The organism is Caproiciproducens sp. LBM24188 (assembly GCF_054130445.1).
Genome location: NZ_CP196862.1, coordinates 569,006 through 585,713, shown reverse-complemented (window position 1 = coordinate 585,713; position 16,708 = coordinate 569,006). Strand labels below are relative to the sequence as shown.

The 16,708-nt window shown below is 49.2% G+C and carries 11 protein-coding genes; 3 read left to right on the top strand and 8 right to left on the bottom strand.

Annotated features, from left to right (window positions below):
- Window positions 1-189 precede the first annotated feature (189 nt).
- Window positions 190-1,581 (bottom strand): peptidoglycan binding domain-containing protein, encoded by a 1,392-nt coding sequence (locus ACSVDI_RS02700; protein WP_457944526.1) that lies wholly within the window; start codon window positions 1,579-1,581, stop codon window positions 190-192.
- Between the two features lie 394 nt (window positions 1,582-1,975).
- Between ACSVDI_RS02700 and ACSVDI_RS02695 the strand changes: the two genes are divergently transcribed.
- From ACSVDI_RS02695 to ACSVDI_RS02685, 3 genes are all read left to right on the top strand, one after another.
- Window positions 1,976-2,527 carry a DUF6143 family protein gene (locus tag ACSVDI_RS02695; RefSeq protein WP_457944525.1) on the top strand — a complete coding sequence of 184 codons (552 nt, stop codon included), beginning with the start codon at window positions 1,976-1,978 and terminating at the stop codon, window positions 2,525-2,527.
- A 271-nt stretch (window positions 2,528-2,798) separates the two neighbouring features.
- Window positions 2,799-3,452 (top strand): SDR family NAD(P)-dependent oxidoreductase, encoded by a 654-nt coding sequence (locus ACSVDI_RS02690; protein ID WP_457944524.1) that lies wholly within the window; start codon window positions 2,799-2,801, stop codon window positions 3,450-3,452.
- Between the two features lie 304 nt (window positions 3,453-3,756).
- On the top strand, window positions 3,757-4,779 hold the full coding sequence (locus ACSVDI_RS02685) for a PfkB family carbohydrate kinase (RefSeq protein WP_457944522.1): 1,023 nt from the start codon (window positions 3,757-3,759) through the stop codon (window positions 4,777-4,779).
- 138 nt (window positions 4,780-4,917) lie between these two features.
- On the opposite strand, the gene ACSVDI_RS02680 is transcribed toward ACSVDI_RS02685, so the two are convergent.
- The 7 genes from ACSVDI_RS02680 to ACSVDI_RS02650 form a co-directional block, all read right to left on the bottom strand.
- A complete protein-coding gene (locus ACSVDI_RS02680; RefSeq protein WP_457944521.1) occupies window positions 4,918-5,775 on the bottom strand; it encodes a helix-turn-helix domain-containing protein in 858 nt (285 codons plus the stop codon).
- Window positions 5,776-6,014: 239 nt separating this feature from the next.
- Window positions 6,015-8,057: an alpha-glucuronidase family glycosyl hydrolase gene (locus ACSVDI_RS02675; RefSeq protein WP_457944519.1), complete on the bottom strand. Its 2,043-nt coding sequence runs from the start codon at window positions 8,055-8,057 to the stop codon at window positions 6,015-6,017.
- A gap of 201 nt (window positions 8,058-8,258) precedes the next feature.
- A complete protein-coding gene (locus ACSVDI_RS02670; protein WP_457944517.1) occupies window positions 8,259-9,932 on the bottom strand; it encodes an ABC transporter substrate-binding protein in 1,674 nt (557 codons plus the stop codon).
- 53 nt (window positions 9,933-9,985) lie between these two features.
- Complete coding sequence (locus ACSVDI_RS02665; RefSeq protein ID WP_457944516.1) at window positions 9,986-10,852, bottom strand: carbohydrate ABC transporter permease; 867 nt, start codon at window positions 10,850-10,852, stop codon at window positions 9,986-9,988.
- 23 nt (window positions 10,853-10,875) lie between these two features.
- Window positions 10,876-11,796 carry an ABC transporter permease gene (locus ACSVDI_RS02660; RefSeq protein WP_457944514.1) on the bottom strand — a complete coding sequence of 307 codons (921 nt, stop codon included), beginning with the start codon at window positions 11,794-11,796 and terminating at the stop codon, window positions 10,876-10,878.
- Between the two features lie 588 nt (window positions 11,797-12,384).
- Complete coding sequence (locus ACSVDI_RS02655; protein ID WP_457944512.1) at window positions 12,385-14,751, bottom strand: glycoside hydrolase family 2 TIM barrel-domain containing protein; 2,367 nt, start codon at window positions 14,749-14,751, stop codon at window positions 12,385-12,387.
- Window positions 14,752-14,771: 20 nt separating this feature from the next.
- Window positions 14,772-16,670, bottom strand: coding sequence for a sialate O-acetylesterase (locus tag ACSVDI_RS02650; protein WP_457944510.1), 1,899 nt, complete (start codon window positions 16,668-16,670; stop codon window positions 14,772-14,774).
- Window positions 16,671-16,708 lie beyond the last annotated feature (38 nt).

Genomic DNA, 16,708 nt, shown 5'->3' with positions numbered 1-16,708 from the left:
AATGACATTTTCCTTCCGGTTTTCATTCTTTTCTCCTAAGTTTCACGGCTGTCAGAAACCATGCGGTTAACTTTTTTCATTAGCACTTTGCACAAAGAAGCTGAAGCAACAGGATTCTTTTCCAAATAGGCGGAAGCAGGGCATAGGCAGTCATTGCTGTGCCCTGCTTTTCCGTATAAAATCCCCGAACTACTCTTCATAACAAATAATCGGGGTTCCTTCCTCAATCTGTTCAAAAATGGCTTTCGCCAAATAGAGTGGCGTATTAACGCATCCATGGCTTCCATTTCGTTTATAGATTTCTCCCCCAAAAGAAGATCTCCAACTGGCATCATGGATTCCGATATTCCCGTAAAAGGGCATCCAGTAAGTGACGGTCGTCATATAACCGGGGCCGCTTAGCGTCGCGCCTTTTTGCTTGTAATTGAGCATGTATGCCCCGGTTGCCGTAGCCCACCCCCGGTTTGGGTTGCCAGTCACAACGGCCCCCGCTGTAATGAGACTTCCGTCCACATAAAACCAGATGTGCTGCCTGGTAATGTTAATCTCTACGTAAGTATTACCGATCTCATTTCCATCCCTGGTCAATGCCTTTTGCGCGTAAACGGGTTCCCTTTTTGTGTCTTCCCCATGGGTAATATTTTGAAGCAGCGCTTCGTATTCTGCATCTTTGTCGATTTTCCAGCCATAAATGCCCCCTTTGACCGGGATGGTTTTCCCTATCGATGTTTTAAATTCCCGTGTGATTCCGACCGTATCATATTTTCTGCTCAATGCTTTAATATAGTTTTTGATTGCGGCTTTATTGAGGACAACATCCAAATTTTTATCAACGTCAAGCCATTTATGAATGCTGCTTCCATCCAATTTTTCCGTTTGACGGCCAAATTCATAGACAATTCTGGTTGATACATACCGATCCAGCAGATTTTTGGTTTGATTGGTTTTGGAAGAATTGAATGTATACTTCGGATTTTTATAACAGTGGCTGTTCTCTAAATTTAAACTGGTATCTCCCTTTTCAATGCTCGTTTTAATCGCTTCGATTAATTTTTCTTTCAAAATGATGTTTCCATCTACTTCTCGAATGACCTCATAGGCGCCATTTTCATATTTAAAACTCACATTTTCCGGCTCAACGGCAGGTTCATGCAAACAATTCAACTGGTCAATTTTATTCTTTAAAAGGTCTTGGTTATAGCGGTATAAGCCATTTCGGCAATGTCTTTGGCCAGCAAACAAGGAGCCAATCCATTGAAACGAATTTTGCAAGTGATCAACTTGGGTATCCACAGCTTCATTATATTGCAAATCGATTTCCTGCCCCGTGATTGCCTCTGTTCTACCGTTTCTTTCCGTTAACAGCAGTTGAAAGCGCTTCACCGAGTCTTTTATCCTTTGCTCCGCAGCGCTGTGTGATTGTAATGAAACATTCACCCCGTTGATTTCTGTATTAAAAAAGAAGTGATAACAAAAGTAGACGGAAATCAGCGAATAAATCAGCACAAGCAAAAATGCAAAAACAATCAAATTTCCCCATGCTTTGCTTGTTAATAATGCCTTTGTACCAATTGATTTCATTGGACCAATCCCTGCCGTTACGTTCTATGGAGCCGCACCATATCATATGTATCTCTTTTGGCTTTTAAAACCCACCAATTAATTTCCCGGCAGACCCATATAAGGATACAAACCCTGATCCGCAGAAATCTGAATGATCCGCCAGAAGTCCCCGTCTTTGGCAATTGTCAGCACGGTATTATCGTCGCCGGCAGGGCCGCTTGAAGTCGAGGTGGAAAAAACAAGTCGAAACACGTATAAATTGATTTATAGAGCACACAGAAAAAACGCTTTGCAGGGAATCCTGCAAAGCGTCGGAAAGGGTAGGAACTATCAATCCACACCAGTGAACAACTCCAAAATAGCCGTAATATAATGCAGTACAAATTGAATTACAGTTGGGGAGTATGTTCTCATGTATCATAATTTCTATTGTCAGCCGTTCTATCAGAATGCTGCAGAGCAGGTTCCAATTTCTCTGTTTAAATCCCTTCAGGGCAAGTATTTTGCCGGACTAAGCCGTGAAGAATTCGGAGCCGGCAAATACGCATGGGCCGGCCTCTTTAATCCGAAGGATTCGGGGACATCGCTTTTTGTCAACGTATTTACGGTGGGCAATGTTAGTGAAAATCCCTTTTCGTTTCAGGTTTGGCTAAATGCGGCAGTCACCGGAACCGGGAAGATCACCGAAATGCAAAGTCCCGCAAACACGGCGATTCGGCCGCTTCCAAAACCAAAGGTTCAGTTCTTATATGCAGAAAACGTGGACGCGGAGCCCACAGAGGGAACGCTGATATTCGGGCGGCGCTGCCCTGCAGAAACCACCATCGTATCGGAAGAAAACGGAAAATTCATCTGCCCTCCGGGTGGAAATTTCCTAATCAACTGTCTGCCCCCGGAAACCAGCAACGAAAAAGTACTGGGCCGCATTGCATTTGGCTGGTGGGAAGAACCCTGCAGATGGTAACCGGTACAAATTCATAATCCGGCCGTTAGCCGCCTGCTGGTCATTTTTGGCCGGCGGGCGATAGCGATAAATATATTCGGATATTTGACGGATGGAATATTATAAATAATTTCTGGCATTTTATAATTAATATTATTGTAAATTTTTAATAAGGAGTGGGTTTTCGTGTTTCAATTAAAAGGACGTGTTTGCGTAATTTCAGGCGCTTCCTCCGGGCTTGGCGCTCAAATGGCAAAAGGATTCGCGGAGCAATGGCGCAGACGTAGTCATAATGGCCAGAAGAATGGAAAAGCTGGAGAAAGTAGCCGAAGAAGTGCGGGCACTCGGCGTGAAATGCATTCCTGTTCGCTGCGATGTAACCGATACCGAATCCGTTAACGCCGCGGCGGAAACGGTGATAAAAGAATTCGGAAAAGTTGATATTCTTGTGAACTGCGCCGGGTCGGCCAAAAATGCCGGCGTCACCAACATGACCGACGAAGAATGGAACTTTACAATTGATACGGACCTGACCAGTGTATTTAAAGTGACCAGAGCGTTTTCCAAATATATGATTGAGAAAAAATACGGAAGAATCATTAACATTGCGTCCATGTACGGTATGGTTGGAAACACAGCGCTGGACACGGTAGCGTATCATTCCTCCAAGGGCGGCGTCATTAACTTCACAAGAGCGGTGGCCGCGGAGCTGGCAAAATACAACATCACGTGCAATTCGATTTGCCCCGGTTATTTTGCAACCGAACTGACGATTGACACTTTGAAAACGGAAGCGTTCACAAATTATATGAAAGCCACTGTTCCAATGGGCCGGTATGGCAAGGAGGGCGAACTGAATGCTGCCGCCGTTTTCCTTGGCAGCGACGAGGCTTCGTATGTAACCGGTGCCATTCTGCCCGTCGACGGCGGTTATACTGCCGTATAATGGTGCACCGTATCGTTCTAACTTTGGGGACAGACTGCCGTAGGAATCCCCCCGTCGGTTCCTACGGTGAAGTTGGCAGATAGGATACTTTTTCCACAGCACGAGCCTTGTATTGACAGAACCTGGTTTTGAATTTATACTGAAAGAAATGCTGCGGAAATTGTTTTTCCGTTCGCAGTCTGCTTTTTTTCTGCGGATTGGGACCGGGCAGCACCGGGCGTTACAGCGCTCGGTGCTTTTCTTGTCAGCGAAAAGTTTTCTTTTATAAAGAAGCGTGCACGGCACGCGCAAGGAGGTTAACAGATTGAAAGTCCTGACATTCGGAGAAATGATGCTTCGGCTGAAACCGCCGGCTTTCTCCCGTATTTTACAAACCGACACCTTTGAGGCGAGCTACGGCGGCGCGGAAGCAAACGTTGCCGTTTCGCTTGCGATTTTTCATGACGACGCGGCCTACCTGACCAAATTCCCGGAAAATCCGCTGGGCGAAGCTGCCCTGAGCACCCTGCGGCGCTTTGGGGTGGATACTTCCCGGGTTCTGCGCGGCGGCCCGCGGCTGGGCACCTATTATTTTGAAAAGGGAACCAGCATCCGCCCGACCAGTGTGGTATATGACCGTGCGGGCAGCTCCATCGCCACCGCCAAACGTTCCGAATTCGACTGGCCCGCTTTGCTGGACGGCATTGACATGTTCTACTTCTCCGGCATCACTCCGGCCATTTCAGAGGAGCTTGCAGGCGCGCTGGAAGACGCACTGAACTACTGCAAAGCACACGGTATTACGGTCGTTTCCGACCTGAACTACCGGGGTAAAATGTGGTCCCCCGAAAAGGCGCAGTCCGTTATGGGTCGACTGATGCCGTTTATCGACATTTGCCTCGCGCACGACGAGGACTTCGAAGCGGCGCTTGGCATCCGTGCCTTTGACGGCGACATGTCGCGCGGAATTGAGCAGACTGAAAGCTTCCGGGAAGGAATGATGGAGGTAACGAAACGGTACCCCAATGTAAAAACCGTTGCCAGCGTTCTGCGCAACGTGCATTCCGTGGAGGAAAGCGAGTGGAAGGGCATTCTTCTGCAAAACGGAGTCTTTTATGAAAGCCCGGTTCATCAGGTTCACGTTATGGAGGGAGTCGCCGCCGGTGACGCCTTCGGCGCCGGCCTGGTGCACAGTCTTCTGCATCAAGCCTCCCCACAGGAAGCCATCGAGTTTGCGATGGCCGCAAGCGTGCTTAAGCTGATGATCAGCGGCGACCTGAATCTGGTAACCGAAGAGGAAGTCCGCGCTGCGATGCGCAAGGGCGGCAGCGCACGCTTGAATCGCTAATTGAGCTGTCTGAAAATTCAGCCGTAAAATTTGTATAAGAAAAGTGCTGCAATATGAGCAAAAACTCATTTTGCAGCACTTTTTTGTGGAAAAAATCGAAAATTCAATAGTATTTTATCCCATCCCACAGGAGGGCATTCACACACGCAGCTTACGGTATTCCTGCGGCGTATATCCCTTAATCTGCTTAAATAAACGGTCAAAGGTCGCAATGCTGCTAAAACCGGATTCAAACGCCGCCTGTGAAATGGAAATATCGGCGTTTTCCAGCAATTCTTCGGCCTTTTTAATACGGAACTCATTCAGGTATTGATGAAAGCTTTTTTCTGTAATATCCTTAAAAATTCTGGAAAAATAGTACTTACTGAAACCGACCGCGTTTGCAATATCATCCAGGTTGATGTCTTCCCGGTAATTCTTTTCAATGTATTCAAACGTCTTGTTGATTTTTTCCAGACCCAGAACCTTGCGTTGGCCGTTTGCAAGTGTGTCGGTACGCATTTGAATCGGCATGCTCTTGCAGAACAGCACCAGAATATCAATAATCCTTGCAATATAATACAGCTGGCTGATGGACCCGTTGGTTTCATATTCTTTCAGGATTTTATCAATTTCCGTCTTAATCGCCTGATAAAGCTCCGTTTCATCCGGCTGAACCCGCCTAACATGGCTCAGCATTCCGCGGATATCTTGCATAAAACCATAGGAGCAGCCCAGGCTTGTTGTTTCAAAGTTCAGAAAAATTCTGGTTCCCGTCGGCGTTTCACTTTTAAATTCATGAATGTCACCGCTTGGGATGAAAAGAATATCCTTTTCCTGTAGGACAATTTTTTTGGAATTTACGAATAAGGTGAATTCATTTTTTACAATATACAGAATTTCAACGGCATTATGCCAATGCGGCGGATACTGAAAGTCAATGTCATTATTAATAATAATCCGGAAGGGAAAACTGTTTTCAAAGAGTTCCTTTTCATGGATCCCATCAATTTTCATTCTCGTGCCTCTTTTTATGTATATATTACAATTTTAATATAACATATCCATTGATTCTTGTAAATAGAATGCCTTATGCAGGAATAAACCTTCAAGTATGTAAAATTTCACCGAACTTTGCTGGACGTAATCTTCCTGTAAGCCGCTTCCCTACATGCTTATATAGAAAAATATCTCAAAGGCGGCAAGCCTTACGCTGCTGTCTTTGAGATATCTCTTTCTTTTCCTCCGCGGCAGAATTACGGATAGATGTGCCGTCCCTTTTCGTCGGGGATGCCCGTTCTGCGGAAGAAATACGTATTGACAACGTCCCGCCATTCCACCGCATTCTTCATTTGCAGTTCAAATCGGCGCTGTACCTCCTCAAAAATGGTTTCATCCACAAGGCCTCGCAGAGAATCCCAGGTTTTCTGAAGCTCTGCAGCTTCCTCCACGCCCTGGAAGTGGCTGTTGTAAATGTGTTGAAGCAGGGTCAGCCCCGATTTCAAAACATAGTTGTAGGGAACATGGTGGAAAAACAGGAGCAGGTTTTCGGGACAGGTTTCCATGTGCTCGTACATTTCCGCATTTCTGCCTTTATACTGCCCCGCGTAACCGGTTCCGGTCGCCACCGTGCGGTCCACACCGATTCCCTTCCAGTCCGCATAGTGGTATGTGCCCCACCGGGAATATTCGTAGCCATCCACACTCGGGCCATAGTGAATCCCCGGGTTTACAAACCACCCGATGCCAAGCGGGCAGGTATACTTTTCATAAATTTCTCTGGAACGGAGCAGCATGTCCGTGATTTTTTCCACTACCACCGCTTCGCCGCCAAACGTTAGTCTTACCCATTCCTCTGCAATTTCCCGACTTGTAAGGGAGGGGTTGCGCGCCAGCCTGCCAAACCCGAACAGATTTGCCTGCGCCAACGGGTTGCCGGTCCAGGCCGGGCTGTCCCCAATGTTGGACACGCCCGCCACACCGCCGGTTTGTGTATGGAACAGCTTCCCGCTGACAATCTCCCGTACAAAAGAGCCTTTGCCCTTCGCGTCGGTATCAAAGTCCAATGCTTCCTTCCACAGGGGCACCAGGAAGCAAAGGTCAATCTGGTGGCCGGTATATTCCTGCGCAATTTGGAACTCGATGATCTGGTTCGTTTTTTCCATCGCGCCAAACAACGGAGTAACCGGTTCGCGAATCTGAAAGTCCATCGGCCCGTTTTTAATTTGGAGAATAACATTGTCCCGGAACTTTCCGTCCAGCGGAACAAAGTTGTCGTACGCGGCTCTTGCGCGGTCCAGCTTGCGGTCGCGCCAGTCGGTGTGGCAGTTGTAAACAAAGCAGCGCCACACAACCAATCCCCCATGCGGCTGAAGTGCGTCGGCAAGCATATTGGCCCCCTGCGCATGGTCCCGTCCGTACGTGTATGGCCCCGGCCGCGATTCGGAGTCCGCTTTCACCAGAAAGCCGCCGAAATCCGGAATGTGGGCGTAAATCCGATCAGCCGTTTCTTTCCACCAGTTTTGCACGCCGCTGTCCAGCGGGTCAGCGGTTTCCAGCCCGCCAAGCGCAATCGGCGACGCGAAATTGATGCTTAAAAGCAACCGGATTCCGTAATCCGAAAAAACCGATGCAATTGACGCGATTTCCGGCAGGTAAACATCCGAAATAAATTTCGTTTCTTCCTCAAAAACATTCACATTGTTGATGGAAATATAATTGATTCCCACCGAGGAAAGAAGCCGCGCATAATCGCGGATTCGCTCAAGATTCTTTGTGATTTTTCCGTGTTCATAGAAGATGGAATTTCCGGAATAGCCGCGTTCGATTTCTCCGGACAGATTGTCCCACTGCTCCATAATACGAAGCCGGTTGCAGGTTGTTTCCTGCGTTTCAATTTCCCCAATGGTTTTCCCGGAGCCGATGAGGAACAGGAACCGGAACACACCGTAAAGCACCTCCGCCTCATCGGTGCCCGAAATCACAATTTTATCCTGCCCGTTTTCCTGCACCGCGCGGATGCAAAATCCGGAGGCTGCTGCCGCGGTTCCCGGTGTAACACACAGCTGAATGTACGGCTGACGGTCGTCCTCCCGAATCACAGCCGGCGTAAGACCGAAAATACCCTCCATCGCCCTGCACAGCTCCTGGGCCGCCGTATTCAGCACCCGGGATGGTTCTGCAACCCGAACCGCACGACCGTATTTTTCAAAGCACGGGTCCGCAGCCTTTCGATACTGCTTATAATTCAGCCAGCAAGGATACGCCGGGTGCTGGGTAATCCCGTTTCTTTCTTTCATTTGTCATCATCCTCCTGCATTCCATCGAACACGCGCAATCAGCGGAAACGAAAGGAGTCTAAGGCTATCTGGATGCATATTGCAGACATGGTCTTCAGACAGCCTTAGACTATTCCCTTAAGTTAATATAATGATTTTACGCAAGCCAATTTCAAAAGTAATCTACTTTTCGTCATAAACAGTACCAATTCCGCAACTGGATTATTTATTCTTCTGCTCCTGATAGGCGGCATTAGCCGTTTCAAGGTATTTCGTAGCACCCTTGCTGTCGAAGGTCTTTACATAGCTGTCCCAGTCCTTGTCAAGATCCGCTTGACCAAGAATGAACTTGTAGGACATCTGGTTCATGTAGTCCTTCAGCGTGGATTCCAGCATATTCTGGGATTCCTTGGTATCCTCGTCATATGCAATCTTCGGTGCATTGGGGAGCAGCGTGCAGGTCTTGCTTACGTTTTCCGAAAACTTCTTGTCTTCGTCCGCCATATAGGAATAAGCAAGCGTATTCGGGCCGCCATAAGAAAGGATGAATACACCGCTGGCGAAGCCCAGATCCTTACGGAAGTCTTTGGCGTTCTTAGCATCCGGATTCAGGCCGTAATCCGGCAGAGTGTAGCTGTCGTTCAGCTTGTAGTTGTTGCCATCCTTTGTAAAGTGAGTGCCTTCCACACCCCACTTGCAGAATTCCTGACCCTCATAGCTGTAATACAGCCAGTCAACAAACTTCAGCAGAGTCTTAAAGTTTTTGTCTTCCTTCGCTTTCTGGGTAATCAGAATGCCATTTTCCAGACGATTGCCGCTAATATTTTTACCGGCCGGTCCGGAAAGAATGTTCAGCTTTTCAACTTCAAAGTTGCCCTCGCCAAGGTTGGCCGCCATCTTCTTGCGGTAGTCCTTCAACTGCTGGGCATTGCAGCTAATAACAAAGGACTTTCCGGTTACAAATTTGTTGATTGCCTGGTCAGATGTCTGGGTAGCGCTTTCCTTGTCCATCAGGCCTTCCTTAACCAGCTTGTTAAAATACGCCAGCTCCGTCTTATACTCCTGCATGGTGGGGTAGAAATCAAAGTTGTCCTTGTCCTTGTTGTAGTACAGCGGAGAACCGGACCAGTCGGCATCCGTTCCTTTCAGGCCGGTCGGTGTCTTTACGAATGCAGGGCCCGCAATCTGCATGGTAGCGCCAAACTGCCAGCGGTCGGAGAACGGAGTAACGTCGGGATACAATGTTTTCAGCTGTTTCAGCATGCTTTCGAACTCATCCCAGGTCTCCGGCATCTTAATGTTATTTTTCTTGAGGATATCCGTTCTGACGCAGAGAGAATAGTCCTGCACAAAGGATTCATGCAGTTCCGGAAGCACGTAGTACTTGCCGTCTGCCTGCATAATGGTCTTCAGGTCATCCGCAAGGTTCCATTCCTTGACTTCCTTCGAATAGTTCGGCATTTCATTCACATAATCGCTGATCGGCAGAATTTGACCGGAGGTAACGTACTGATCCTCCGAACCAGGATAGGTCTTTGGAATAATTTCCGGTGCCTGGCCGGAAGCAATCAGAACGCTTCTCTTGCTGTTGTAGTCGCTCATTGGAACGATGGTCAGGTCTAATTTTACATTCGTTTTTTCCTGGAGTATTTTGAAGAACTCCCAGCTATCCTTATAAGGATACGCCGAGTTGTCGCTGAACAGCATGGAAAAGGTTACGGGTTCTTTGGAATAAAAGAAGCCGTCTTTGGTCGTAATATTGCTGTCCTCACTGGTGGTTGCCTCAGACGCGGCCGGGGCATTGCCTGTGTCGCTCTTACTGCAGCCAGCTGTAACACTTGCCGCGGTGGCGATCGCAAGAATCATCGCAATTACTTTGGATAACTTTTTTCTCATTTCGTAATCCTCCCACGAATGATTTATATGAAAAATAGCGCGCCCAAAATGAATTATCCCTTTACCGAGCCAATCATAACACCCTGTACGAAATACTTCTGAAGAAACGGATAGACACACAGAATCGGAACGGAGGTCAGAACAATGGTCACATATTTAATGTTGACCGAAACGGTTCCAAGCGAATCCGCGTCCGCCCCTGTGGCCGACATCGCGCCGGCAATCAAGTTCCTCAGATAAATGGTTACGGGGAGCAGTTCGGTATGATCCAGATAAAGGAATGCGGAGAACCAGCTGTTCCACATGCCTACCGCGTAGAACAGAACCATGGTAGCAATAATCGGCTTGGAAAGCGGAATAATAATCCGCATTAAAATGCCGTAGGTGTTCATCCCGTCAATGGAGGCCGCTTCCTCCAGTTCTTTCGGGATTCCTTCAAAAAAGGTGCGCATGACAATCAAATTAAACGTGCTGATTGCACCGGGGACAACGATAGCCCAGACGGTATTGCGCATATGCAATCCATTCACAATCATGTAGTTCGGAATAATGCCGCCGTTGAAGAACATGGTGAACACGACAAACGCGGTCAAAAACTTTTTACCCATCAGGCGCGGAACGGAAAGTGCATAGGCAAACATCGTGGTCATCACTAAGCTGATGATGGTACCCAACACGGTGTAAATCACTGTATTTTTATAGTCGTTCCAAAAGTCCATGTCGCCCATAATGGTTTTGTATGTATCTACATTAAACCCCTTCGGAATAATACTTACCGTATTCTGCGTCAGGTTTTTCAGGTCGCTGAAGGATTTTGCAAGTATGTTGAGCACGGGAAACAGCGTAATCACAATCACCAACAGCATGATAAACACATTGATGACGCGAAACGTTTTGTAGCCCTTCGATTTTATGATCATGGTGGTTCCTCCTTATCTGATTTTTACCACAGGCTGGTTTCTGCAAACTTTTTCGTCAGTTTGTTGGAACCAATAACGAGCGCCAAACCGATCACTGATTCAAACAGCCCGATTGCCGTCGCATAGCTGAAGCTGTTGGTCGTAAATGCGATTCGGTACAGATAGGTGGAAATTACGTCGGACGTATCATAAATAGCTGGGTTATACAGCAGCAGGACTTTTTCAAAGCCCACGTTCAGCAGGTTGCCCAGGTTCAGGATGAACAGGATAGCGACTGTCGGCATGATGCCGGGAATGGTAACGTGAAGTGTCTGCTTCCATCTTCCGGCGCCGTCAATTTCCGCAGCCTCATACAGCTCGGTGTTGATGTTGGTCAGCGCGGCAAGGTACAGGATGGCGCCCCAGCCCATTTCCTGCCAGATGCCCGAAATGACATAAATCGGTACAAAATAGGAGGAAATCTGCATAAACTGAATCGTATGCCCGGTCAGCTGCTTCAAAACCTGATTTACAAATCCAACGGACGGGGACAGGAAGTCAATGATCATGCCCGCGACCACAACGATGGAGAGGAAATGCGGCAGATACGAAATCGTTTGAATGGTTCTTTTGAAAAAGACATTTTTAACTTCATTCAGCAGTAGTGCAAAAATAATCGGAATCGGAAAGCTGAAAACCAAGGACGACACGCTGATGACCAGCGTATTGCGGAACACGTTCCAAAAAGCCGGATCCGTAACAAACATTTTGAAGTATTTCAGCCCTACCCATTTGGTTCCAAGCCAGGGGCCGCCCGGCACATATTTGCGGAACGCAATCACGTTTCCGATCATCGGTCCGTACTTGAAAATCACGTAGTAAAGGACCGGAAGAATCAATAAGCTGTAAAGCTGCCAATCTTTAGCGATTCGCTTTACGTTTCTGGTAAAGCTCTTCTTTTGCATACACATTTCCTCCATATCATTTTATTTGCAGAATGTCATCTACCGGGACCGTGGAACAATCAATCTATGGAACGATGAAATCCTTTTGATAGTGATCCCATCCGAATCAATCTCGCGGCAGCTGTTTTGTACGCAATGCATAAAACAATCCTTTTCATTTTGGTCATGTTATGTAATATCACCAACATAACTAATTATACTTTTTATCCCTTTGATTTCAATATTTTTTGGATAACAGCGCAACAATTGAGTATAACGCAGCAAGATTTGATTACCGTCTTTACTTGATAAATATACAAAAGAGTTTGGCTAGAAACCGAAGTATTATTTAATATGCTTATCAATCAAGACGCAGGACAGGACTAAAAAATGGCTTGGCAGCTTTGTTTTCCAGAATTCAAACGGTTTCGGGCAGAAAAACAGCAGAGCATATTACGGGACGAAACAGGACAAGCTTGCCAAGCCCAGCCCTCCGTTTTATTCCTCAAATATGCTCTGTTTTATATCTTTTCGTTCTTCTTCCGCCGGGTTCGACCGGTGGAGCGGCTTTGCCGCATAAATTCTAGGGAAAAACCACAAATGGAGGGGTTATTTACCTCCCGCAGCTTGAATGTGCACGCTGGCGGCGGGCAATCCGTCGGCCATGGCGGTAAGCACAATTTCACCGGAAGCGGCATCTGCACGCACAACCGCCAGCGCCCGGCCTTCGTACGCCTTTCTTTGGTTTCCGACGTACATTTCCTCCGACACTGGATTGCTGTTTGCCACGGCAATCAGCGTGCCGGCACCGCAGGCCGAAAAGAAAAGGTCATTTTCCGCGTGGAATACCACATTGCCGTCCCGGTCCACAAGTTCCGCCGTAATATAGCACAGGTCGCCCACCCCGTTTCCCAGCACAGTCCGGTCCGGCGTCAGGCGGATTTGCGCCGGTTCCTTCGGGGTGCGGAGCACCGTTTTCGACGTTTCCCACCCGTTTTCATCATAACCAACCGTGGCAAGCTCGCCTGGTTCATATTCCGTTTCAAAAAAGGCTTTATATTTGTTTTCCTTCCCCGCCGGTTTCCGGCCCAGGGATTTTCCGTTCAGCAGAAGTTCGACCTCGTGGTCGGTGCAATAGATTTCCAGCTGAACCGGTTTGCCCTCAAAACCCGGCCAATCCCATGATGACACCACATCCGGCCAGCTCCACGGAGTAAGCCCGGCCGTCTGCCCATAATACTGCGGTTTGTAAACTGCAATGTACGGCGCCTTCGAGATGCCCCAGACACAGTCGCGATAATAAGACTGCGGGCGCTTGTTTCCGCAAAGGTCAAAGTCGCCGCAGAATGCCATATGCCACGGGTAATCGCCCAGAAAGCCCTTTTTCTCGCCATACCAGACGCGCCCAAGCCCGGCTTCGCCCAGATAATCCATACTCGTCCATACAAAATCGCCGATTACATGTGGGTTGTTTGTGACCTGTTCCCAATACTCAAACGCCTGAGCGGGATAGGTTTCGGTCCCACAGATGACGCGGCTGGGGTACTTTTTGCCGTCGTATTCATAGCGGTGACGCAGATAATTGTAACCCACAACATCCAGCGGCTCTGTAAACTTTTCCGTCAGCGGCCCCCATTGGTCCCCCAGCTCCGCAAGGCTCTGCTCATCCACCTTATCGTTGATGCTGGGAATCGTACACAAAGCATTTGTCACTGCCCGTGTGGGGTCTAGGGAACGGACATAGTCGGCCAGCTCCCGCGCTAGTGCGTATCCGTTGGAACGGCCGTCCCGTTCCAGAATCTCGTTTCCGGTTGACCACATGACCACGCAGGGGTGGTTGCGGTCCCGCAGAATCATGGCCCGCATGTCGCTCTTCCACAGCAGGTCGAAATACACGCCGTAATCGTTGGGATTTTTGGGTTCATGCCAGCAGTCAAACGCTTCGTCAATTACCAGAATGCCCAAACGGTCGCAGGCATCCAAAAATGCGGGCGAAGGTGGGTTATGTGCACAGCGAATCGCGTTGAACCCGTTCTTTTTATGGAGCTCCACTTTCCGCTCTTCCGCGCGGTCATAGGCAGCCGAACCCAGCGGACCGCAGTCATGGTGGACGCAGCCGCCTTTCAGCTTAATTTCCCTTCCGTTTAGTCGGAAACCCTGTTTTGCATCAAAAGAAAGCGAGCGGATGCCGACCGGCGTCTTTTGTTCCTGAATTACTGTCCCGTTCCGCAGGACTTCACTAATCAGCGTATATAGATATGGGTCTTCCACCGACCAAAGGCGTGCAGGAATCACATTTAGCGTTTGTGTTACTTCCATGTTATCCCCGGCGGAAATCCGGAGTTCGTTCTCCGCGGCAGCAACCTCCGCTCCGTTTTGATCCACCAGCCGCGAACGGAGCGTTACCGTCTCCCCGCCATGGCGATGGTTTTCGAGCGTTGTCCTTACCTGCACCACAGACCGTTCCGTGGAAACCGCCGGTGTTGTGACAGAAACGCCCCATGAGGCAATATGCAGCGGATCACGCACTTCCAGCCAAACATGACGGTAGATGCCGGAGCCGCTGTACCACCTGGAATTTGGAACGGCATCGTTGTTGACGTTTACGCTGATAAAATTCGCTTCGCCATAGCGGACATACGGCGTAATATCGCAGAAAAAGCTGGTGTAGCCGTAAATATGCCGCATGATAAGCTGCCCGTTTACGCGGATTTCCGCGTTCATATACACGCCCTCAAATTCCAGGAGGATTTCCTGGCCCCACCACTCTTCCGGAATTTGCAGTTCTTTTTTATAGCAGCCCAGCCCTCCCGGAAAAAAAGCGTTGGACGCGCCAGTTTTGGCGTTTGGGTCGCGCTTCTGCAAAAGGCTGAAATCATGTGGTAGATGAACGGTTACCCCCGAGCTGTTCACCCCCCAGAAGGGAGATTCTCCTCCGGGATAAAACTTCCAGTTGGCATCGATTTTCTTTCGCATTTCAACTCATCCCCATAGTATTATTGTCCGGTGCGAAACGGCGCTGCGGGCAATCCCTCCCGATTGTAAAAATTAATATTTTGCGGACTGTCGCTCCATGCATACCGCACGGCAACCGGTTCCGTGACCGGTTGCGCGGACACAACCACCCGATTGTTTTCAATGTGGGCCTCGGCGGGATAAAAAATCCCGTCTTTACCGGCAATTTCGAAGTTGCGGAGCGGTTCGCCGTCTTTGGACACCAGTCCGGAGCCCGTATTGGAAAAGCTCAGCATAGCCTTGTTCCCCTGGACTTCCATTTTTTCAAAGATCGGCCCTGCCGCCGTAATTTGTTCTTCGCCATACGCGACTTTCCGCGCGGCAAGCGCCAGCCGCTTGCCGACGTCCCGCTTATTCAGCGGATGCAGGTCGTTCCATTCACCAACGTCAATGGCCACAGCCATCGCCGTATGCGGAAGCCGCAGTGCCTGCTGCTGAGCTTCCCGCAGCGGCGCCCATTGGTTCACTGCCAGCATGTTTTCGCGTTCTAAGTAATTCGGCAGTTGGACATAAAGGAACGGCAGGTCCTGCCGGTTCAGCTTCTTGCGCCATTCCAGAATCATGCGGGTAAAAAGGTCCGCGTATTGTTCCGGCCACGGCGTATTGGATTCTCCTTGATACCAGATGACGCCTTTTACCGTATAATCGGCGACCGGCGAAAGCATTCCGTTGAACAGCCCGAGCGGAATTTGGTGCAAAAAGGTTTTGTCGGGAAGCTCCTCCATAATCGTGCCGACCCGGTACTTCCACGGGCCGGACAGATCCACCGTTTGATCCGAAAAAATCAGCTCATACGGCTTTTCGGTAATGAACCCGCCCTTGCCGCGGTTGCTGATTACCCGGACGGCAATTGTATTGCGCCCCTCCTTCAGCAGACCGGCGGGGACATCGTACTTCCGCGGGGGATACTGGTAGGCAGTCGTCCCCACCAGAACGCCGTTGATATAGACATAGTCTGCGTCCACAATGCGGCCCATAAAAATTCTTGCCGGTCGTCCCGCCAGGGAAGCGGGCAGGTCCACCTCCCGGCGGAACCAGAACGAACCGTTCACTGCGCCAAGGCCATGCTCCGCCCAATACGACGGAATGGGCATTTGCGGCCAATCGGAGTCATCGCAATCTTCGTCATACCACGGCAGCTGCCCGCTTTGCAGCCCTTGGTCGTTCCGGTCGAGCCGTTCATACCATTCCTTTTCCCGGTCTGCTTCCCGCTGAATGAGCGAATCAACATACTCGCTGTCACTAAAACGTTCGACTGTCTGGATTTTATCCGGATACCCCTGCAGGGATTCCCGGTTCATCCACGCTTCCACATGGGAGCCGCCGATTGCCATTTTAATGAGTCCGATCGGCACAGAATAAGTCCGATACAGTTCCTCGGCAAAGAAGTATCCCGCTGCCGTAAAATTCAGTATGGTGTCCTTGTTTACAGGTTCCCACGCGCCTCCCTCGGGGTTTTCCCGCGGCGTGCAAAAATCATATTGCTCCGGCACGGTAAACTGCCGGATAAAAGGGTTTTCCGCATGGGCAACCACGTCCGGATACTTGTCTTTCACGCGCTCCATCGGCAGCTGCATATTGGACTGCCCGGAGCAGATCCACACGTCGCCGATGAGAATATCATGCACGACAATTTTTTCCCGGCCCTCAATCTCCATTTCGTACGGCCCGCCCGCGGAGTGCTTCTCCAAAGTAACAGTCCATTTTCCGGCTGCATCTGCGGCGGTCTGGTAACTGCGGTTTAAAAAGCGAACCCGGATTTTTTCGTGCGGTTCGCTCCATCCCCATACTCTGGCTTCCGCGTTCCGCTGTAAAACCATGCCGTCGCTGACCATGGCGTGAAGTGTCAGCGGCTTGTAAATCCCCTCGTTTTGTACCATTTTATTTCTCCCCATTCCATCATACCGATCCATTTCTG